At 66.9% G+C, this 20,318-nt stretch carries 18 protein-coding genes; 7 read left to right on the forward strand and 11 right to left on the reverse strand.

The features are described from left to right. Nucleotides 1–37 precede the first annotated feature (37 nt). Nucleotides 38–526 (forward strand): winged helix-turn-helix transcriptional regulator, encoded by a 489-nt coding sequence (locus ACFQZZ_RS27835; RefSeq protein WP_378686640.1) that lies wholly within the window; start codon nt 38–40, stop codon nt 524–526. Between the two features lie 8 nt (nt 527–534). Next, a complete protein-coding gene (locus ACFQZZ_RS27840; RefSeq protein ID WP_378686642.1) occupies nt 535–972 on the forward strand; it encodes a nitroreductase family deazaflavin-dependent oxidoreductase in 438 nt (145 codons plus the stop codon). Here ACFQZZ_RS27840 and ACFQZZ_RS27845 read toward each other — a convergent pair. From ACFQZZ_RS27845 to ACFQZZ_RS27860, 4 genes are all read right to left on the reverse strand, one after another. After that, a complete protein-coding gene (locus ACFQZZ_RS27845) occupies nt 969–1,829 on the reverse strand; it encodes an alpha/beta fold hydrolase (protein ID WP_378686644.1) in 861 nt (286 codons plus the stop codon). The genes ACFQZZ_RS27840 and ACFQZZ_RS27845 overlap by 4 nt on opposite strands. Nucleotides 1,830–1,879: 50 nt before the next feature. After that, nucleotides 1,880–2,512 (reverse strand): TetR/AcrR family transcriptional regulator, encoded by a 633-nt coding sequence (locus tag ACFQZZ_RS27850; protein ID WP_378686646.1) that lies wholly within the window; start codon nt 2,510–2,512, stop codon nt 1,880–1,882. 464 nt (nt 2,513–2,976) lie between these two features. Then, complete coding sequence (locus tag ACFQZZ_RS27855) at nt 2,977–5,607, reverse strand: ATP-binding protein (protein WP_378686648.1); 2,631 nt, start codon at nt 5,605–5,607, stop codon at nt 2,977–2,979. A 90-nt stretch (nt 5,608–5,697) separates the two neighbouring features. Continuing rightward, nucleotides 5,698–6,156 carry a MarR family winged helix-turn-helix transcriptional regulator gene (locus tag ACFQZZ_RS27860; RefSeq protein WP_378686650.1) on the reverse strand — a complete coding sequence of 153 codons (459 nt, stop codon included), beginning with the start codon at nt 6,154–6,156 and terminating at the stop codon, nt 5,698–5,700. Between the two features lie 124 nt (nt 6,157–6,280). On the opposite strand from ACFQZZ_RS27860, the gene ACFQZZ_RS27865 reads away from it, so the two are divergent. The 3 genes from ACFQZZ_RS27865 to ACFQZZ_RS27875 all read left to right on the forward strand — a co-directional run bounded on the left by ACFQZZ_RS27865 (nt 6,281) and on the right by ACFQZZ_RS27875 (nt 9,908). Then, nucleotides 6,281–7,303 (forward strand): SMP-30/gluconolactonase/LRE family protein, encoded by a 1,023-nt coding sequence (locus tag ACFQZZ_RS27865; RefSeq protein WP_378686652.1) that lies wholly within the window; start codon nt 6,281–6,283, stop codon nt 7,301–7,303. 122 nt (nt 7,304–7,425) lie between these two features. Continuing rightward, nucleotides 7,426–8,703, forward strand: a complete 1,278-nt coding sequence (locus ACFQZZ_RS27870) for a PepSY-associated TM helix domain-containing protein (protein ID WP_378686654.1) — start codon at nt 7,426–7,428, stop codon at nt 8,701–8,703. Between the two features lie 95 nt (nt 8,704–8,798). Then, entirely contained in the window at nt 8,799–9,908 is a 1,110-nt protein-coding gene (locus tag ACFQZZ_RS27875) for a DUF6585 family protein (protein ID WP_378686656.1), read from the forward strand. Nucleotides 9,909–10,000: 92 nt separating this feature from the next. Here ACFQZZ_RS27875 and groL read toward each other — a convergent pair whose 3' ends face one another. Continuing rightward, on the reverse strand, nt 10,001–11,626 hold the full coding sequence (gene groL / locus ACFQZZ_RS27880; RefSeq protein ID WP_378686658.1) for a chaperonin GroEL: 1,626 nt from the start codon (nt 11,624–11,626) through the stop codon (nt 10,001–10,003). 220 nt (nt 11,627–11,846) lie between these two features. Further along, a complete protein-coding gene (locus ACFQZZ_RS27885) occupies nt 11,847–12,068 on the reverse strand; it encodes a hypothetical protein (RefSeq protein WP_378686660.1) in 222 nt (73 codons plus the stop codon). Nucleotides 12,069–12,452: 384 nt separating this feature from the next. Between ACFQZZ_RS27885 and ACFQZZ_RS27890 the strand changes: the two genes are divergently transcribed. Continuing rightward, nucleotides 12,453–13,127 (forward strand): suppressor of fused domain protein, encoded by a 675-nt coding sequence (locus tag ACFQZZ_RS27890; protein ID WP_378686662.1) that lies wholly within the window; start codon nt 12,453–12,455, stop codon nt 13,125–13,127. A gap of 38 nt (nt 13,128–13,165) precedes the next feature. After that, nucleotides 13,166–15,229: an NAD(+) synthase gene (locus ACFQZZ_RS27895; RefSeq protein ID WP_378686664.1), complete on the forward strand. Its 2,064-nt coding sequence runs from the start codon at nt 13,166–13,168 to the stop codon at nt 15,227–15,229. A 269-nt stretch (nt 15,230–15,498) separates the two neighbouring features. Here ACFQZZ_RS27895 and ACFQZZ_RS27900 read toward each other — a convergent pair whose 3' ends face one another. The 5 genes from ACFQZZ_RS27900 to ACFQZZ_RS27920 form a co-directional block, all read right to left on the reverse strand. Next, the gene (locus ACFQZZ_RS27900) at nt 15,499–16,218 is read right to left on the reverse strand and encodes a Clp protease N-terminal domain-containing protein (RefSeq protein ID WP_378686666.1); all 720 of its coding nucleotides are present in this window, start codon (nt 16,216–16,218) and stop codon (nt 15,499–15,501) included. 120 nt (nt 16,219–16,338) lie between these two features. Next, complete coding sequence (locus tag ACFQZZ_RS27905) at nt 16,339–17,433, reverse strand: NAD(P)/FAD-dependent oxidoreductase (RefSeq protein ID WP_378686668.1); 1,095 nt, start codon at nt 17,431–17,433, stop codon at nt 16,339–16,341. Between the two features lie 106 nt (nt 17,434–17,539). Next, a complete protein-coding gene (locus ACFQZZ_RS27910) occupies nt 17,540–18,565 on the reverse strand; it encodes an RNA polymerase sigma-70 factor (RefSeq protein ID WP_378686670.1) in 1,026 nt (341 codons plus the stop codon). 65 nt (nt 18,566–18,630) lie between these two features. Next, nucleotides 18,631–19,530 (reverse strand): CDP-alcohol phosphatidyltransferase family protein, encoded by a 900-nt coding sequence (locus ACFQZZ_RS27915; RefSeq protein WP_378687135.1) that lies wholly within the window; start codon nt 19,528–19,530, stop codon nt 18,631–18,633. Further along, complete coding sequence (locus ACFQZZ_RS27920) at nt 19,530–20,261, reverse strand: phosphatidylserine decarboxylase (RefSeq protein WP_378686672.1); 732 nt, start codon at nt 20,259–20,261, stop codon at nt 19,530–19,532. The genes ACFQZZ_RS27915 and ACFQZZ_RS27920 overlap by 1 nt, the downstream gene beginning before the upstream one ends. Nucleotides 20,262–20,318 lie beyond the last annotated feature (57 nt).

The following is a 20,318-nucleotide window of genomic DNA, read 5'->3' on the forward strand; positions in this document are numbered from 1 at the left end:
TGTACCGCACTTTCTGTTCGTTGATTACTTCTTGTGCGTGACTTCGAGTCTGGCCGACAATGACACGGTGATGGAAGAAGGCACTTTGCCCCGCCTACCGCACACCGATGTGCGTAACCCGGTCGATGCCGCGCCGCCGATCGGCGCCGAGACCGCGAGCTGTCAGCTGCGCGAGGTGCTGGATCGAGTGGGCGACAAGTGGAGCGTCCTGGTGATGGCGCTGCTGGCCGACGGGCCCAAGCGCTACTCACAATTGCAGCGCTCGATCGAGGGCATCTCGCAGCGGATGCTCACCCTCACACTGCGCAGCCTCGAACGCGACGGCATGGTCGCGCGTACGGTGACTCCGACCTCGCCGCCACGAGTGGACTATGCGTTGACTCCCGTCGGCGCCACGCTCTCGAACCAGGTCGACGCGCTCATCGACTGGGCAGAGGGGCACCGCGAGTACATGGCCACCGCCCGCCTCCGATACGACGCGGCAGCGGGCAGCGATCGGCGCGCCGAAACGGATGGCCGCGGATAGCATGAGGCGTGTCCAATGAGCAACGGCAGCAACTGAATCGGGAAATTATCGCGGAGTTCCGCGCCAACGGTGGAGCCGTCGGCGGTCAGTTCGCGAACATGAGCTTGCTTCTTCTGACTACGACCGGCGCGCGCACGGGCGAGCAGCGCACCTGGCCGCTCGGCTATCTGCGCGACGGCGATCGGGTGGTGGTTTTCGCCGCGAACGGCGGTCGGCCGAACAAGCCAGGCTGGTATCACAATCTCGTGGCACACCCCGAGGCCACCGTCGAGGTCGGCACCGACTCATGGCCGGTGGTCGCCTCGATTGTCGAGGGCGAGGAGCGGAAGCGGTTGTGGGACAGCGAGTTGGTGGTCGCGCCCTTCTTGGCCAACTTCCAGGACGCGGTGCCGTGGGAGATTCCGGTCCTCGCACTCACCCCGGCCAACGGCGACGCCGCGGGCTAGCGGTCGCGCAGCCACTTCTCGATCTGATCGACGGTGCTGCGGTACTGGCGAATCCAGCCGTTGTGGCCCAATGGTTCCGGTTGGTGCCAGGTCGTCACGTCGGCCTTGGGCATCTTGCCGAGCAGGTGCTCCGCGGAACTCGGCGGCGCGAGATCGTCGTCGGTCATCGTAATGGACAGGATCGGCAGCTTCAGTCTGCCGATCCGCTCCTCGTAGTCGATGTCCGCGCCGACCGGCACGAATCGGCCGGTGCGCGACAGGCGCGCCCAGTCGGAGATCAACACCCTCGACTGTCTGCCGAAGCCTGCCAGCGAGATCCGGTCGCCGGGCCAGAAGCCCGCGATGTTGGCGGTCAGCGAGATCGCCGTGGTACCCATCAGCATGCCGGGCCCCGAAAGGCCGCGGAAGCCGCGGTAATACGGAGATCCGGACGCGACCAGGATCAGCCCGCCGAGCCTGCCTCGGATCCGCGAGGCGTACAGCACGGCCAGCTGGCCGCCCATGCTGTGACCGAGCAGGTACGGCGTGCTGGCCGGGAAGCGGTCGCGCACGACCTCGAAGATCGCCGGGAAGTCGACCGATGCCAGCTCGTGGTAGCCGTACGCACTCGAGGAGCTCGGCCGCGGCTTACTGTCGCCCTGGCCGCGCAACTCCCCGATCGCCACATCGAACCCGCGCTCAGCCAATCCGGCGGCGAACAGTTCGTAGTATCCGGCCGGGACACCGAGCCCCGGGATCATCACCACGACCGGGCGCGGCGCGTCCGGGGTCACCGGATGGCTGTGCGCACCGCTCGCCGGAATCAGCCGCACCGGAACGACACTGCCGTCCGGCATCTGGATCGGAACTGTCTCCATGCCGCGACGCTACCGCGCCACGGGGCGCAGCGCCGATTCCGACCAGGCGTTTAGGCGCCGACCGCACCCATGATCACCCGGCTGAGCACTCTGATCACATCGTCGAGCGGCGGACGCGGGTCCGCGCCGCTCCATGAGTCGACGACATAGTTGACCGCGCCGATGATCGCCAGCACGCGCATCTCGTAGTCGCCGGTGGGGATTTCGCCGTGCATGGCCGCATCCTCCGCGGCACTCGCCAGCAGCGAACCCCAGACTCTGCGCAACTCGAGTCTGAACTTCTCTACCTTCGGCCCCGCGCCGACCACTTCGACCAGCGCCACGCGCGCCTTGCGCGGATCGGCCCCGATAGCCTCGACATAGGCGCGTACGGACGCGTCGATGATCTCGAGTGCGGTCGCGTCGGACTTCTTGTCCAAGGCGGCGGAGACCGCCTCGCGCGACTCCTTATCGATCTGCTCGTAGAGCTCGAGTAGGAGAGATTCGCGGCCGGTGAACTCCTCGTAGAACTGCCGCGACGAGAGCCCGGCGTCCTTACAGATAGCGCCGACCGAACTATTGGCGTAGCCGTCGCGCGCAAAGACCGTGAGGCCCGATTCCAGAAAACGCGCACGCCGCTGACGTTGCCGGTCCTCTACGGGTTGCCCGGCATACATTCGTCCCGTATTCGCATCCTGTGACATTGGGGCAGACAATACCGAAGGGCTCGATCCCCTCGTCATGGATCGGCCCCTTCGGGAAAACCTTCGGCCGAACGCGCGTTTGCCGAAAGTTGGCGGCTTGGTTGCCAATGCGTCGGCAAGCCCGCCGAACCGCCTGCTGCCAACTCAGCAACCACGCCCACATGGACGCCGAATGGGAACCCGCTCAAGGTGTTACCCCGATCCGACTGACGTGACGGTGCTGTCACTGACTGTTTGCCGAAACGGGCGATACCGAGCGCACCGAGCCGCAGGAAGAGTTTTGAAGGAATTTTCTAGAATGTTTTCCGGCGGTTCGCGGGCAAATTTTCGAGCCCGGATCAGTGCGGTCCGGTGTGGCGGTGGCGGGTATACATGTGCGGCCATTGGGAGGCGTGTGCCGCGACTCGAGCCGTGTAATGGATTGGGTGCCGCGCCCGCGTAAATCGGCGAGCTCGGTCTCGCGGTCAGTGGTTCGCGCTGCGGCCCGCGCGATCGATATCGACCAGCAGCGCGTCCGCCGATTGCAGCCGATGCGTCAGGCCGAGCCGTCGGAACTCCTGTGCCGCTTGGTTTGCCACTGCGCGAGCCTCGCGCAGGTCGGTCTGCCTGCCGCGGTCGAGGAGGGCGCCTGCCAGGCCGAGCCGGCCGAGGGCAAGGAAGGGGCGCGCCCCGAGGCGGGCATCCATGTCGATCGCGTGCCGATAGTGGTCGATCGCCACGTCGAACCGACCTGCGGTGCGGGCGAAGTCGGCGATCGGACGAGCGATCGAACCGGCACAGAACACCGCGCAGCTACCGTCGCCCATGTAGTAGTCGTCCGACACTCCGAGCACCCGGTACACGCGGTCGGCGGTGTCCCCATCCCCCAGCAGCACCGCGACAACGCCGATCATGTACAGCAGACCGAGCCATCGAGGCCCGACCTCGAGCGTGTCGGGCAGTGTGCGGAACTCCTCGAATCCGGCCCGCGCCTCGGCCATGTCCCCGGCCAGTGCGTGCATCATCGGCGAATACACCTGGGACAGTGTGGTTTTCGGCGCGAAGCGGAACGCGTCGAGATACTCGGCAATCTCGGCCGCGTCGGCATATCCCTGCATCACGCAGAATTGGCCGCGGAAGGCGTAATGCGAGCCGATCAACGAATTATCACCGATACGCAGGGCGAGCGCGTGGGCCGCCGCGTCACTGTCCGCGGCGGCGGCCAGGTCGCCTACCAGGACCGCGCGGGTCGCGCGGAGTCGATACAGGTGCCAGCGTGCCACCGGTAGCAGTCGGGTGTCCGCCACCTGTTCGATCTGGTCCATTGATCTGTCGACCATGCCGAGATCACCGAGTTGGAACCCGGCGTCGGCGGTCCACAGGTGCCCCCATAGTCGGGCAAGGGGTTGCTGTGCGCGGGAGCCGATTTCGATGGCACGGTCCGCGAGGATGCGGCGTTCGGCAAGGTAGGGCGGCGCCGACAGGGACAGGTGCCTGGCGTGGATCGCCTCCAGCAGCGCATCGGGGTCGCCGCCGCGCTCGGCTTCCGCCATGGCCGCCGCGGAAAGTTCCCTTGCCCGTATACATTCGGACATATCGGCGGCGGACATGGCGCGCTGCGCCAGCAGCCGAACACGCAATTCGCTGTCGGCCGCAGGCGATAGTTGCCGTAATGCGTTGACACACAGCCGATCTACACTTGCCATCACCTGTGGCGTAGTGATGCCGTGGACCACGAGGCCGGCCGCGGCGATAAGATCCGGGCGGTCCGCCTGGTCGGCGAGTTCGCCAGCGCGCGCGGAATGCGCCGCGCTGTCGTCGATCCGCCCGGCCGCGAACTCGCCGCGCGCGAGGTCGAGCCATAATTCGGCAAGCGCTGCCGCTGCGGTCGTCGGTCCGATCGCGTCGATAACCCACTGCTGGAATCGAATTGCCTCGTCGTAGGCCGCGCTTGCGCGCGCGTCCGCCGCGGCTATCCCGGCCCAGTACGCACAGTTGGCACCGGCATCCCGACCGCTCGCCTTGCGCCAGTGGCTCGCGATCGTTCCCGCCGCCGCGGGATTGCCGTCAGCGCGCACGGCGAGCAGTTCGGCGGCGGCGCGGTGCAGTGCCATGCGCTCCGACGGGGCCAGCTCGGCGTAGACGGCGTCACGGATCAGTGCGTGCACGAACGCGAACCCGCCATCGTCGAGTCGTCGGACCACGCCCGCGCTGATGGCCGCATCCAAGGCCGCATCGATACCGGTGCCGACGACGAGCTGAAGTAGTTCGGGTTCGATCCGCTCGCCGAGCACGCTGGCCGCACCCAGCATCGATCGGCTCGCCGGATCCAGCCGATCCATCTGGACAAGCGCGAGTCGACGAAAGCCGGTAGGTGACATCGGATCCAGTGGTGCGACATCGGAATCGGCTGTGTCGGACAGTGATTCGACGACCAGCCGGACAAACAGCGGATTCCCGCCGGTTCGGGCGTGCAGCCGATCCACGTCGTCGTGGCCGAGCGTCGGACAGGTCCGATCCAGCCAATAGCGGATCTCTTCGACCGACAATCCGGACAGCGCCATCGACTGGGTGTGCGGCATCCGAAGCAACCACGGCATTTGCTCCAGGTAGGTCGCGGTCGCGGGATCTCGCGCGGTGGCCACGACCAGGAGCCGCAGCCGGGGCAACTCGGCCGCGAGATGCCGCAATAGCAGCAGTGAGGTCCGATCGGCCCAGTGCAGGTCCTCGAGGAACAGCGCGAGCGCGGCGGTCTCGGTCAGCTGCTCGAGGGTGTCCGCGACCGCGGTGAACATCCGGAACCGCCGGGCGGCCGCATCCAGGACCGGGCCATCCGAGAGATCGGCCGACAGCGGTTCGGCGAGTTCCGGGATGTCGCGGATCAGCTGGTGCCACGGCCACAACGGCGGCATCCCCGCGTCGTCCACCGCGAATGCCCGCCCGACGCGCATGCCGCATTCGGCGGCCAGTTCCACGGTTCGATCCGCCAGCCGAGACTTGCCGATCCCGGCGGGACCGTCGATCAACACCAACCGGCCCGCGCCGCCCGCCGCGGACAACACCGTGGCCCGCAGCCTGGCGAGCTCGCGGTGGCGACCGACGAACGCAGCCTGCATAGCAGGCAGTATCCCGCGCGTCGGGTGGCACGCGCTGGAGTTCGGATCGCGCTGATGCGATCGGCAAGCCCGGTTCGGGGGCGTTCGGCGTTACTTCTCGGGGACGGCTTCGGGGCGGATGGAATCGAGTAGATCCGCGCAGCGGGTGAGCAACTCCATCAGTGTCGCCCGTTCGGTTTCGGTGAAGCCCGCGGCGAGTGCGCGCTCCGCCCGGACTGCCCGGGCGTCCGCGTCTCGCATGACCGCCTCACCCTTTTCGGTGAGGCGGGTCTCCAAGACGTTCTTGTGCCATTCGTGTGGCGTCCGCTCGACGAGGCCCCGGTCCTGCAGATTGGTCAGCACCGTATTCATCGTCGGCGGGGTGACGCCGCACAGGCGGGCCAGTGCGGCGGCCGAGATACCGGGATTTTCGCTGAGGAACATCAAGGCCGCGTACTGCGGGACTGTCACACCCGCGGGCTTCAACGCGGCGTTTTTGGCCCCGCCGAGTGCCTGCTCAGCCCGCTTGATCGCGGATCCAATCCGCTCCGACACGGGCATCGACGTCATGGGTGCATCGTATCCGCCCATTCCATCATTAGTATCTTGACGATTATTCGAGCTCTAATATACATTCGTGCTCGCTCTTAGATGTGACTACATCTGATTGATAGACCCGATGAGAGGCACGACCATGTCCCGCACGATCCGCCGCCGCCACTTTTCAACCATTGCCACCGCCGTCGCGCTGACCACCGTCGCCGCCTGCGGCACGACAACGGATGCCACCGAGTCCACCGACCATGCCGCCGCTCGGATCGACACCGCGTACGAACTGCCGAGCGACCGCGTCTACCCGGAGGGCATCGCGGTCGATCCTCGCAGCGGCGACATCTATGTCGGCTCCTACGCCAACGGCGCGATCTACCGCGCCACGCCGGGCGCCCACCGGGCCGAGACCTTCCTGGCCGAGGGAGCCGACGGCCGCAAGACCGCCAATGGCCTGAAAGTCGATCAGGCCGGACGCCTGTGGGTGATCGACTCGACCATGGGAGTCGCCGTCTACGACACCGGCAGTCGCGCCATGATCGCCCGCTTCGACATCACCGGCACCGACCCCCACTTCGTCAACGACCTGGCGATCACACCGGACGGCACCGCATATTTGACCGACAGCATCCGCGGCGTCGTCTACCGCATCACCGTGGAGCAGCTGACCGACACGGCGGCGCACGGCGGACGCGCCGACCTGACAACTCAATTCGACCTGAACTCGAGCATCGCACCGCACACCCCCGGCGGCTTCACCCTGAACGGCATCGTGTCCGAAGACGCGGGCCGTTACCTGCTGATCGTCGACATGAACGGGGGCGACCTGTATCGCGTTGCGACAGCACCGAATTCACCCGACCCGATTCGCAAGATCGCCATGCACGGCGCCGACCTGAAAAACGGCGACGGCCTGGAAATCCATGGCGCCACCCTGTGGGCCGCCCAGAACACCACCAACACCATCACCCGCTGGAAGATCACCGACGACGGAGCCACGGCGACCCTGGAGCACTCCATCACCGACGAATCCCTGCGCATCCCAACCACATTGGTTCGCGTCGGCGACCGGACCCTGGTCGTCGCCTCTCAATTCGACAAGGGCGGGCCGATGGGACCGGGAACACCCACAACCCCGTTCGCCGTGCTGAGTGTCGACGGAATCTGATCACCCCGCGCGCCAGGGGCCGGACCGCCACAGCGCCGACCGGCCTTCGGCGGCCGCACTCACCATCGCCAGGAACACCACGGGCTTACCCAGGCATCGTGATTTAGGTTAGCCTGCCCTGCATGACAGGAGTGGATACGCGTGTTCCGACGCCACCGTTGTCCGCTCGCGCAGCACCCGCGAACCGCCCACGACGCCGCAAACGCAAGCCGATCCGGCGCGCGCTGATCGTCACCCACCGCTGGTCCGCACTGACGCTCGGCCTGCTGCTGGTCATCCAATGTACGACCGGTGCGGTCCTGCTCTATCACGGCGAACTCTTCCGGGCCGGGCACCGCTCCTTCTATCAGCAGTCCGAAGCCGCGCCGACGGTCAGCACCGAGCAGGCCGTCGGCATCGTGCGCGCCGCGGACCCCGACTTCGACATCGGCTGGGTCGGCGCGGACGGCGGCGTCATCGCCGTCGGCGACAGCGGCTTCACCACCGCGTATTCGGTGGACCCCGGCACCGGCCGGATCAACGCGCACGCCGGACTGACCGACGGCGTGCTCGGCTGGCTGGTCAACCTGCACGACTGCGCATTCGGCTGCCCACGCTTCGCGGGCGCGGTCCCCGCCGTAAACGGCAAGGCGCCGGTTCTCGACGTCACCTGGGCCTACCTGATCCTCGGCATACTGGGACTGCTCCTGGTACTGCTCGCGGTGTCCGGCGCGGTGGTGTGGTGGCCGTCGCTGAAGCGCTGGCGCCACGGCTTTCGAGTCCGGACGAACAAGGGCCGCTTCGCTCGGGACCGTGACCTGCACAATGTCATCGGCATCATCAGCGTCCCCTTCCTGCTCATGTGGGGTATCACCGGCGTCGCATTCGAATTCCCCGCGGTGGAACGGGCCTGGCTCGCCGTCACCTGCGGCGAAGCCGTCACCGAGATGCCGCAGGACGCCTTCGTTCCCCGGCCGACGTCGCCACGGAACTCACCGGTATCCATCAGCGAGGCGAGCACCATTGCGCTACAGCGGGTCCCGGGGCGACTCGCCTACCTGATGCTGCCGAGCGAAAAAACCGACTACTACCGAGCCGCGGTGGCCGGCGGGTACTCGCCCTACGAAAACCGTGCCTTCTACAGCGGCGATGTCCTGGTCTACATCAACGCCAGGGACGACTCCGATATCAAAGTCGTCGACTCGAGTCACGACCGACCGGTGGCAAACACCTTCTACGACAAGGTCTTCCGCCCCGCGCACTTCGGCTGGCTGGTCAATGGCTGGTGGCGAATTCTCTGGCTGTTGCTCGGCCTGACACCATCGGCCCTCGCTATCACCGGCATATCGACCTGGCTGGTCAAACGCCGAACTGGACGAAACGCCCGCACCCTCCCCGATCGACCCGCATCAGTGGCATAAGATCGACCGACTGCGGCAAGCGGCACTGGGGTGGCGACCTTCGGTCGAGTGGCATACGCTTCGCCGCGGAGGAAAACCGCCTCATGGAGGGACAATTGACCACTCCGAGCACGGTGAAGCAAGGCGAAATCGGAACCGGCGTGCCGCAAAAGGTTCCGCCGTCGCAGCTGATCCACTTGATGGCCGAATACCAAAAGCTCGGCACGCACCGTCAGACATTTCTCCCGGCGCCTGCGAGCGATACTTTTGTGCGCGGCTGCGGGATCGTCGCGGGCGGGTTTGTCACGGTCGGCGCCATCTGTGCCGTGGTCGGCGCGTACCCGGGCGCCATCGCGGTCGGTCTGCTCGCGCTACTCCCAGCGTCATCGGCGTTGTTCTGGGGGCGGCGCAACCGGCATAACCGTGCCGCACGCCTCGACCTATTCGAATTCGGCATGACCGTGTATCGCTCGGGCGAGAAGATCGCCGGATTTCGCTGGGACAGTGCCGAAGTACGCCAGCAGGTGATTCCGTTCCAGAACTCCGCACCCTCCGACTACTCGCTCGCGATGTACGGTCCCGGCGGTGCCGAGGCCGCATTCGACGACACGCTGTTCGGCGATGCGCGAGATTGGGGCAGGGCGATCCAGTCCGCGGTCACCGCGACCCAGTTGCCCCGCGCGGTCGCCGCGATCGATGACGGTGCGACCGTGGATTTCGGCGAGATCGCGTTGAACCTGGAAGCACTCACCTTCCGAGGTAAGACCTTCGCGTGGGAGCACATCCAGTTGATCGACGCCCGCAGCGGATTGGTCCGCATGAAAGTCGACGGCAACTGGGTATCGCTCACCCCGGTCGGCAGGATCCCGAACTTCTACATCTTCAACGAACTCGCCGAACGGCTACGCCTCACCGCCGCCGCCGAACTATCGGCAGCCGAGACTACGAGCGCACAACCTTCGCCGGAGATAGCCGCTGCACCGGCCCCGAGCGAGGGGCCCGAAGTATCGGAAACCGCGGAGCTCGAGCGACCGGCCGCAGGTACGGAGGTCGAGCCAGCCGCCGCCAAGGCCGAACCGCCCGCCTCCGGCACACCGGTTATCGAGCCCGACGAGCCACGCACCGTCGAAGCGACCGGTGCGGTCGACAAGCCGCAGGATAAGGCGGGACCGAACAGCTCACGCGACAGCGTGAACCCGGCGGACATGAGTACCGCGACGAAGTGACCAACGATCGTCAGCCGTAGCAAGGCCGAAGGCCGGTCCACCTGATGGTGGACCGGCCTTCGGTTTCTAAAGGTGTTGCCGAGTGGCTGGACTCAGAAGTCCATGCCGCCCATGCCACCGGTCGGGTCGCCGGCGGGAGCGGCGGCCTTCTCCGGCTTGTCGGCGACAACGGCCTCGGTGGTGAGGAACAGAGCCGCGATAGACGCCGCGTTCTGCAGCGCGGAGCGGGTGACCTTCACCGGGTCGGCGACACCGGCAGCCAGCAGGTCCTCGTACACGCCGGAATCGGCGTTGAGGCCGTGGCCGGCAGGCAGGTTGGAAACCTTCTCGGCGACAACGCCGGGCTCGAGGCCCGCGTTGAAGGCGATCTGCTTCAGCGGAGCCGACAGCGCGACACGCACGATGTTCGCGCCGGTCGCCTCGTCACCCTCGAGCTTCAGGTCGTCAAGAGCCGGAGCCGACTGCAGCAGGGCCACGCCACCACCGGCGACGATGCCCTCTTCGACGGCAGCCTTGGCGTTGCGCACGGCATCTTCGATGCGGTGCTTGCGCTCCTTGAGCTCGACCTCGGTCGCGGCACCGGCCTTGATCACCGCAACACCGCCGGCCAGCTTGGCCAGACGCTCCTGCAGCTTCTCACGGTCGTAGTCCGAGTCCGAGTTCTCGATCTCGGCACGGATCTGCGCAACGCGGCCCTTGATGGCCTCCGCGTCGCCGGCGCCCTCGACGATGGTGGTCTCGTCCTTGGTGATGACAACCTTGCGCGCCTGGCCGAGCAGCTCGACGCCCGCGGTCTCCAGGGAGAGGCCGACCTCTTCGCTGACAACCTCGCCACCGGTCAGGATGGCGATATCGGCGAGCTGAGCCTTGCGGCGGTCACCGAAGCCCGGCGCCTTGACGGCGACGGACTTGAAGGTGCCACGGATCTTGTTGACCACCAGGGTCGACAGGGCTTCGCCCTCGACATCCTCGGCGATGATCAGCAGCGGCTTGCCGGCCTGGATGACCTTCTCCAGCAGCGGCAGCAGGTCCTTGACGGTCGAGATCTTCGAGCCGACCAGCAGGATGTACGGATCCTCGAGGACCGCTTCCTGACGCTCCGGGTCGGTGACGAAGTAACCCGAGATGTAGCCCTTGTCGAAGCGCATGCCCTCGGTGAGCTCCAGCTGGAGCCCGAAGGTGTTGCTCTCCTCGACGGTGATGACGCCTTCCTTGCCGACCTTGTCCATGGCCTCGGCGATCAGCTCACCGATGGACGAGTCGCCTGCGGAGATACCAGCGGTAGCAGCGATCTGCTCCTTGGTGTCGATCTCCTTGGCGGTGTCGAGCAGGCGCACCGTGACGGCCTCGACGGCCTTCTCGATGCCGCGCTTCAGACCGAGGGGGTTGGCACCGGCCGCGACGTTGCGCAGGCCCTCGCGCACCAGCGCCTGGGCGAGCACGGTGGCGGTGGTGGTGCCGTCGCCGGCGACGTCATCGGTCTTCTTGGCGACTTCCTTGACCAGCTCAGCGCCGATCTTCTCGTACGGGTCCTCCAGCTCGATCTCCTTGGCGATGGAAACACCATCGTTGGTGATCGTGGGGGCGCCCCACTTCTTCTCCAGAACGACGTTGCGACCCTTGGGGCCCAGCGTCACCTTTACCGCGTCGGCGAGGGCGTTGAGGCCCCGCTCGAGACCGCGGCGGGCCTCTTCGTCGAACGCAATCATCTTGGCCATTGCGAAGTGATCCTCCAAGTAATGAGGCTGACACGCAGGACGACCGCTTGTCGGATCGCCCCATTTACGCTGGCCAGGTTCGGTGCCCGCGACGGACGACCGGGGGTGTCGATGGAACCCGGTCTCACCGTCCCGACCTGGCACTCACAGGTAGAGAGTGCCAAAGCCATTTTTAGCACTCAGTGGTGCCGAGTGCAAGGTACGACGAAACCGCACCCGCTCAGTCTCTGTCGTCGACACGCAGCACCAATGCCACGAAGGCGTCGGTACGACGCTCCTCGGGCGTGCGCGGCTCCCCGCCCTCGACCGTGACGAGCTCGGCATCGTGCAACAGCAACTCTGCCTCGACCCGCATGACAGCTCGGATGAATGGCGGTGCCACCTCCGGGGGAAGGTCGCCGTTGACGATGTACTCGCCGTCCGGGCCCGACTCTGTGGACACATATGACAGCGCGTGTATCAGGTCAGAGCGCCGCTCTCCTGCCACTAGGTCGGAATCCGTGTCATCCGCCATTGCTATAGCTTACCGGTCGGCGATCTTGACCGCCGTCCAGATCGTGCGTCGGCGCGCCTCGCCTTTCGCATGGCTGTCGCACCGCTAGCGACGCTTGCAGGTCGCTCGAAACAGCACCGCTAGCGACGCTTGCAGGTCGCTCGAAACAGCACCGCTAGCGACTGCTTGCAGGTCGCTCGAAAGGGCGGAAGTCTAGGTCGCGGGGAACGAGCGGCACGACCCGCCCGCAGGTAATCCGCAAACCGCTGTCCGCCAACGTCTTCCGATTCCGCGCGACGCGCCGGGCCGGCGACACGGAACTAGAGTGGCGACGTGAGTGAAGCACCAGGCTGGGACGCCATCGACGGCGCCCTCGCACAGTTGTACGACGGCGTCGAACCTGCCCACTGGGCGCCGGAACTCTACTGGTCGCTCGGCGGGCCCGATCCACTCGACGGAATCAGCGTATATCCGCGCACCGACCCGGTCCCGCACTGGCACTACCTCAGCTATGGGATGAGCGAGCTGTACGAGAAGGAGTGGGACAACCCGGCCGAATCCGGTTGGGGATTCGAGTTCACCTTCCGACTGGTGCGCCTGCCCACCGATACCGAGCCGCCGATATGGCCTGCCGACTTCATGCAGAACCTCGCCCGCTACGTCTTCCAGTCCGGCAAATGGTTCGAGCCGGGACACACCATCAAGGCGAACGGGCCGATCGCCGCCGACCACGCGGACTCGACCGTCCACGCCGTCGGATTCGCCGTCGACCCCGAACTCGGCGCCATCGACACCCCGAACGGCCGCCTGCGGTTCCTACAGATCGTCGGCCTGACCATGCCCGAGTACCGGGCCGCACATGGCGGAAACCTGCTCACCCTCCTTGCCGAGCTGGCACCTCGACTACCGCTGTTCGTGACCGATATCGAACGCGAACCACTGATCGTCGAGCCGCCACCGAAGGCCGATTGGCCGCGCTGGGGCGGCGGCCTGCGTGGCCGGGAATAGCATGATCACGTTCGACTCGATCCCGAAAGGGGACGGCGATGCCCGACCTGGCGTTCGAATCGCTCTATCGGCACGGGTTCGCGCGGGTGGCGGTCGCGGTGCCGCGGGTCCGGGTCGCCGACCCTGCCTACAACGTCGAGGAAACGCTGCTGCTGGCGCGGCAGGCGGCCGAGGCGGGCGCGGTGCTCACGGTATTTCCCGAGCTCGGGCTGTCCTCCTACACCGCGGACGATCTCTTTCACCAGGACGCGCTGAACGATGCGGTGGGCGCGGCGCTGCAGCGCTTGGTGGCGGCGAGCCTGGACATCGACACGGTGCTGGTGGTCGGGGCGCCGGTCCGGGCACAGGGCAGGCTGTTCAACTGCGCGATCGCGGTGAGCCGTGGCGTGGTGCTCGGCGCGGCGCCCAAGAGCTATCTGCCGAACTATCGCGAGTTCTATGAGAAGCGCCAGTTCGCGGCGGCACGGGAGAACCTGGAAGACCGCATCACGATCGCGGGGCAGCGGGCGCCGTTCGGAGCAGACCTGCTGTTCAGCGCGACCAATCTCGACGGGTTCGTCTTCCACCTGGAGATCTGCGAGGACGGCTGGGTTCCATTGCCACCCAGCGGTTTTGCCGCACTCGCCGGCGCGACCGTGCTGGTCAACCTGTCGGCGAGCAATATCGTCATCGGCAAGGCCGACTATCGGCGGGCGCTGTGCACCTCGCATTCGGCGCGCTATCTGGCCGCCTACCTGTATTCGGCCGCGGGGCATGGTGAATCGACGACCGATATGGCGTGGGACGGTCAGGCGCTGGTCTGCGAGAACGGCGACCTGCTCGCAGAGGGCGAGCGGTTCGCCGATCATCCACAGCTGATCACCGCAGACCTCGACCTGCCCCGGCTTGCCGCGGATCGGCTGCGCACCACCAGCTTCGCCGACAATGTGCACGACCACCGGGACCGGCTGGTCCGGCTGCGGCGCATCGAGATCGAGCTGCCGGTGCCGACCGCCACCGTCGAGCTGCGACGCGAAATTCCACGTTTCCCTTACGTTCCCAGCGATCCCATGGCGCGCAACGAACGCTGCGCCGAGGTGCACCACATTCAGGTGGAGGGCCTGAGCACCCGGTTGCGGGCGACCGGAATCCAGCGAGTCGTCATCGGGGTCTCGGGCGGGCTCGACTCCACCCAGGCGCTGATCGTGGCGGCCAAGACAATGGACCGGCTCGGGCTGCCGCGGACGAACGTACTTGCCTACACCATGCCCGGCTTCGCGACCGGCGCGCGCACCCGCACCGACGCACACCGGCTGATGCGGGCGCTCGGGGTCAGCGCACAGGAGATCGATATCCGCCCGTCCGCTACGCAGATGCTGCGTGACCTGAACCATCCCGCCGCCGAAGATGTTCCGCAGTACGACATCACCTACGAGAATGTGCAAGCCGGTGAGCGGACCTCACACCTGTTCCGGCTGGCCAATCAGCACAACGCGCTCGTAGTCGGCACCGGCGATCTCAGCGAACTCGCCTTGGGCTGGTGCACTTTCGGCGTCGGCGATCATATGGCGCACTACAGCGTGAATGCCTCGGTACCGAAAACGCTGATCAAATACCTGATCGCATGGGCCGTGGACACCGATCAGTTCGGCGCGGCGGCAGGCGAGGTGCTCACCTCGATCCTGCAGACCGAAATCTCGCCGGAATTGATCCCCACCACCGACTCCGACGCCACCGGCCCCGGCCAGAGTTCCGAGGCCACCGTCGGCCCGTACGAGCTACAGGATCTCCACCTGTACAACCTGCTTCGCTTCGGCTACCGCCCGAGCCGCATCGCCTACTTGGCATGGCAGGCCTGGTCGGACCGGACGCGCGGCAGCTGGCCCGACCTGATCCCCGCCGACCAGCGCAACGCATACGACCTGCCGACGATCAAGCACTGGCTGGCGGAATTCCTGCGCCGCTTCATCCAAACCAGCCAGTTCAAACGCTCGACACTGCCGAACGCCCCCAAAGTCGGCTCCGGCGGCTCACTTTCGCCACGCGGCGACTGGCGCGCCCCCAGCGACGCCTCGGCCGCCGCCTGGCTCGACGAACTCGCCCGCAACGTGCCCGACCGGTGATATCTCAGCCGGCCCGCAGATGCGTGCCGACGATGCTGCGCTGAGGGACGTTCGGTAATCCGTTCGACCGCCCCTGCTGTGCTAGTTCGCCGAGGACGGCCGCTCGACGCCGTCGAGCCGACGACCTGCGCCGGACCCGCGCCTGCCTGGCACGGGCGGCGTAGGCGGCACGAAATCCCGTCAGCACCTGCCTGATTCGGCTGCGACACCGAACCTGCGCCGGGCGGACCATCATCTGGCCGCCTCCGATGTCGGCGCCCATCTCCCGGTCATGGCTGCTGGGTGGCGATCAGCGAAAGCAGTTCGACCAGGTGGGTCTCCACCTGTGGCTTGTAGACGCCGACACCGGCGAAGAAGCCGAGGCCGTTCTCCTGCTCCAACAGTGCGAGCAGGACATGTTCGGTACCGATGTAGTTGTGGCCGAGACGAAGTGCTTCACGGAAGGTCAGCTCGAGCACCTTCTTCGCCTCCGGTCCGAACGGGATCAACGGGGGTACCTCGTCCACCCGAGCTGGGAGACCCGCCGTCGCGAGCTCGCGTACGGTCTCGAGCGAACAGCCCTGCACGACAATCGCCTGCGCACCGAGCCCTTCCGGTTCGGACAGCAACCCGAGGACCAGGTGTTCGATGCCGATCTCGGCGTTGCCCGCCGTGCGCGCGGCCTCCTGCGAGGCCATCACGACCGCCCGCGCCCTCGGGGTGAATTTCGCGAAGCCCGCGTTGGGGTCCATGGCCGCGGCGTCCCCTGGCGCCTTGGGCACGAACCGCTTCTGGGCGGCCTGCTTGGTGACGCCCATGCTGGCGCCGATGTCGGTCCATGACGCGCCGGAGCGGCGGGCCTGGTCTACGAAGTGGCCGATCAGGTGGTCGGCTACTTCGCCGAGGTGTCCTGCGGCTACCACTGCGTCGGAGAGTTGTTCCAGCACGTCGTCCGGACGCGCTTTCTTTATGCCGTCGATCAGATCGTCGAGCCGTATGTTGGTTGCCATGCGTCAACCATAGGTTGACGATCGGAGAGCGTCAACCATTAGTTGACGATTTGCCGTACCCCCGCCCGGCGCGGGCAAAGCATCCGCACCGCGCCGGAATATGCAGGGCTCCACCGATGTTCAGGGACGCGCGGCCCGCCCGGCGCCCCGCACGACCTGCTCCTTGAACCACGCGCCCGTACGGCCGGTCAACACCGTGCGTCCCGGTGCATCATCGGCGCGCAGGAACTGGATGACGCCGTCGCGTCGGCCGAGGCTGAGGCACTGGAACACATACCGGAACCGCAACTTTCGCGGCTCACGACCCCGCATCCTCGCGACAACGGCATCCGCCGCGTACTTCCCGGTCGGCAGCGCGGTCGCGCAGGCCATCCGCAGCTCACGATCGCCGGGGCCGTCGACCACCGCACTGTCGCCCGCCGCGTAGACATCCGGATGCGATACCGAGCGCAGCGTCGCGTCGGTCAGCACCCGACCGTCGGCGTCCACCGAGAGACCGGACCTGCGCGCGAGATCCGGCACGCCGAACCCGGTGGTCCACACCGTCGTCGCGGACTCGATCAGTTCGCCATCGGCCAACCGGACGCCCTCGGCCGATACTTCGATCACCTTGGCATCCGAACGAATTTCGACCCCGAGCCGCTCCAGCACCCGCCGCACGTGGGCCCGCGCGCGCTGCGACATCCAGGCACCCGGCTCCTCCGAACTGAGCAGCAGCACTCGCGAATCCGGCCGGGATTCCGCCGCTTCCGCGGCCATCTCGATGCCGGTGGCGCCGCCGCCGACCACGATCATCCGATCGGTCGCTGCCTGCTCCAGTAGCTGGAGCGCGTCCTCCGGGGTGGCCACCGAGAAGGCATGCTCGGCCACACCGGGCACGCCGGCCGGGTCCGCCTTGCTACCGAGCGCATAGACCAGCGAGTCGTAGTCGAGAGCCGGTGCGCCGTCGAGTATCACCCGCGCGGCGTCGGTGTCGATCTCCGTTGCCCACGCTTGGACGAACTGGATCCCCTTACTCTCCAACAACTCTCGTAGATCCCATTGCGAAATCCGCTGCCCGACGGCTTGTTGGTGCAGCCGCACTCGCTCGACGTACTGCGCGAGTCCGTCGACAACGGTGATCTGCGCACCGGGCGCCTTGCTCGCAAATCGGCGGGCCGCGGCGAGCCCCGCGTATCCGGCGCCGAGTACGACAATCCGATGCTGTCCGGTCATGGTGTGGCTCCTTTTTCGACAGGCCGACACCCTTCAGACCAGACAGCACTCCGATCCATGACAGTCGCCGGGCATGGCCCGTGTCACACCCCATCGTCCCCGGGCTTCAGGCGGGCGAACCTGCGACGCGGCCGAGATAGGCGAGCTTGTCGGGATTCACGATCAACCGCAGCGCGGTCACCGTGTCGCCGGTCGTCGCCACATCGACAACCAGCAACGGATTCCCCGCCACCCAGGCGACGACGGCGAGCGAACCGTTGAGTTCCTGCAACGCGATCTCCATGCCGGGTACCTCCCAGCGGAACAGACCGGCCAGGTAGCGCGCGACCTTGTTCGCGCCGACGATCGGACGCCGTGCCGTATTGACCAAGCCGCCGCCGTCAGCCGTCGAGGTGACGTCGGCGGCGAGCATCCGCTCCAACGCCTCGATGTCACCGTTGCGTGCCGCCTTCAAGAATCGCTCGATCAACTCGCGGGCGTGGTCGGAGGGAACATCGAAGCGCGCCCGCTTTTCTCGCACCCGCAGACCGGCACGCCGGAAGATCTGCTGCGAATTGGCCTCGGTCAGCGTGAGCATGTCGGCGATTTCCCGGTGGGCGTATCCGAACGCCTCGCGCAGGACGAACACGGCCCGCTCGACCGGGCTCAATCGCTCCATCGCAGTCAGCAACGCCAGCGAAACCAGCTCGCGCTCCTCCACCGATTCCAGCGGCCCGAGCTCACCTGCGGCCGTCGGCACCGGCTCCGGCAGCCACGGCCCGACATAGCTTTCCCGACGAGCCCGCGCCGAAAGCAGCCAGCTGCGGCACAGATTCACGACCGCGGTGGTCAACCATGCCTCTGCGGACCGAATGACGGTGCGGTCGGCGCCATCCCAGCGCAGGTAGATCTCCTGCACCGCGTCCTCGGCCTCGCCGGCGGATCCGAGCATCCGATAGGCGAGCGCGAACAGCCGCGGTCGATGCGCCTGGAATTGACGCAATCCATCCGGTTCCACCCACACCTTCTTCCGCGCTCTGCCGCCCGAGAAGACGCTACCGTTCGTGCCCGACCCGACTCGAGGGTGATTACCGGTAGCGCCGATATCGAAACCCCACCGCCGGAAACCCCCGAGCGCCGCAAGAGTGCTCATACCTCAGCAGCCTGCGCGCCGAGGCTTGACGAATCCTTAAGGGAAACCAGGAGAGCCGGAGGCGATCAGCGTGGCAGGTCGTCCTGACGCTGCCGACCACCGGGGCGGCGCAGGCGTAGGCGGGCGCTCGATGCGCGGATCGCCGGACGACGGATGGCGGGCATCCGCCGCTGGGCGCGGCGCTGAGCTCGACGTTCGGCGGGCTTGTGCTGCCAGGTTTCCGGGCGCGCGGCGACCCAGCGTTGCGAGTGCCAGGCGAACGGAATGTGGCCGAGGTAGAGCGCGACCAGCACCAGCAGCAGCACGATCGGGTAGGTCACCAGTGCCGCCGCGCCGACCGCGACAAGCACAAGCAGACCGGCGGCGGCCTGCGGGGCCACCGACACCGACTTCATCGCCAGCGTCGGGATGGTGCTCACCGACAGTGCGGCGGCGAACAAGGTCCACAACGCGACCTCGTAGAAGCCGACCCACCAGCCGTCACCGAACTGTACGAACAGCGCGATCGGCACCAGCGCGATGAGCGCGCCCGCCGGAGCGGGCACGCCGACGAAGTACTCGCGCGACCAGTCCGGACGGGTGTCGTCGTCCATCAGGGTGTTGAACCGGGCCAGCCGCAGCACGATGCTCACCGCGTACATCAGCGCGATGATCCAGCCCGCGCTATTGCTGTCCAGCAGGGTGATGTAGAGCACGAGCGCGGGCGCGACACCGAAGGAGATGGCGTCCGAGAGCGAATCGAGCTCGGCGCCCATCTTGCTGGTGGCGTCCAGCATGCGAGCCAGCCGCCCGTCGAGGGTGTCCAGCACGGCCGCGGCGCCGACCATCGCGAGCGAGATAGCGAGTTTGCCGTCCAACGCGAATTTCACCGCGGACAGTCCGGCGCACAGCGCCAGGATCGTCACGATGCTCGGCAACAGCCGGATCGACCGGCTGCGCCGAGGCTTGGACACGGCATGTTCCATCATGACTCGGCGGGTGATGAGCCCAACACCGCCAGGACAGTCTCGGCCCCGATGGTGCGTTGCCCCGGCTCGACAAGCAGTTCGGTGCCGAGCGGGAAGTAGGTGTCGACGCGGGAGCCGAAGCGGATGAGCCCGTAGGTGTCGCCGATGGTCAGCACGTCACCGACCTTCGCGTCGCAGACGATGCGGCGGGCAAGCAGCCCGGCGATCTGGACGACGACGAGCTGCTGCCCGTTCGGGGTCTCCAGGACCATGCTGTTGCGTTCGTTCGCGGAACTGGCCTCGGGCAGATCGGCCGAGCGGAAGTGGCCCGGCTGATGCGAAACGGCACGCACGGTGCCGGAGACCGGCGTGCGCTGCACGTGCACGTCGAGTACCGAGAGGAAGATGCTCACCCGCGGCAGCGGCTGGTCGCCGAGGCCCAATTCCGGTGGCGGAGAGGCAGTGTCGACCAGGGCGACCTCGCCGTCCGCGGGCGCGACCACGACGCCTGCCCGATTCGGCGGTACCCGGTTCGGGTGCCGGAAGAACGTCGCGCAGGCCGCCGCGGCAAGCAGTCCGCTCCGGCGCACCCATTTGCGGCGACCACCGATGACCGCGATCGCGAGCGGCGCCGCGACAAACGGCAGACCCGCGGGATGCAGCGGGGGAATCGCCGCCCGAACCAGATCGACGACATGGCCGACTCCAGTGGTTTCGGGCGTGCCGGGCGGGGTGGGACGGCGTGCCACAGGCTCCTCTTTCGTGCTCAGTGTAGATGGATTGCGCCCCTCAACAATAGGTCGAGC

The sequence above is a fragment of the Nocardia sp. GCM10030253 genome, from assembly GCF_042675075.1.
GTDB lineage: Bacteria > Actinomycetota > Actinomycetes > Mycobacteriales > Mycobacteriaceae > Nocardia.

What these genes read in the sequence shown, in the direction of transcription:
- ACFQZZ_RS27845 (WP_378686644.1), bottom strand. Translation starts at nt 1,829, where the DNA reads ATGGAGACAGTTCCGATCCAGATGCCGGACGGCAGTGTCGTTCCGGTG.
- ACFQZZ_RS27850 (WP_378686646.1), bottom strand. Translation starts at nt 2,512, where the DNA reads ATGTCACAGGATGCGAATACGGGACGAATGTATGCCGGGCAACCCGTA.
- ACFQZZ_RS27855 (WP_378686648.1), bottom strand. Translation starts at nt 5,607, where the DNA reads ATGCAGGCTGCGTTCGTCGGTCGCCACCGCGAGCTCGCCAGGCTGCGG.
- ACFQZZ_RS27860 (WP_378686650.1), bottom strand. Translation starts at nt 6,156, where the DNA reads ATGACGTCGATGCCCGTGTCGGAGCGGATTGGATCCGCGATCAAGCGG.
- ACFQZZ_RS27865 (WP_378686652.1), top strand. Translation starts at nt 6,281, where the DNA reads ATGTCCCGCACGATCCGCCGCCGCCACTTTTCAACCATTGCCACCGCC.
- ACFQZZ_RS27870 (WP_378686654.1), top strand. Translation starts at nt 7,426, where the DNA reads ATGACAGGAGTGGATACGCGTGTTCCGACGCCACCGTTGTCCGCTCGC.
- groL (WP_378686658.1), bottom strand. Translation starts at nt 11,626, where the DNA reads ATGGCCAAGATGATTGCGTTCGACGAAGAGGCCCGCCGCGGTCTCGAG.
- ACFQZZ_RS27895 (WP_378686664.1), top strand. Translation starts at nt 13,166, where the DNA reads ATGCCCGACCTGGCGTTCGAATCGCTCTATCGGCACGGGTTCGCGCGG.
- ACFQZZ_RS27900 (WP_378686666.1), bottom strand. Translation starts at nt 16,218, where the DNA reads ATGGCAACCAACATACGGCTCGACGATCTGATCGACGGCATAAAGAAA.
- ACFQZZ_RS27905 (WP_378686668.1), bottom strand. Translation starts at nt 17,433, where the DNA reads ATGACCGGACAGCATCGGATTGTCGTACTCGGCGCCGGATACGCGGGG.
- ACFQZZ_RS27910 (WP_378686670.1), bottom strand. Translation starts at nt 18,565, where the DNA reads ATGAGCACTCTTGCGGCGCTCGGGGGTTTCCGGCGGTGGGGTTTCGAT.
- ACFQZZ_RS27915 (WP_378687135.1), bottom strand. Translation starts at nt 19,530, where the DNA reads ATGGAACATGCCGTGTCCAAGCCTCGGCGCAGCCGGTCGATCCGGCTG.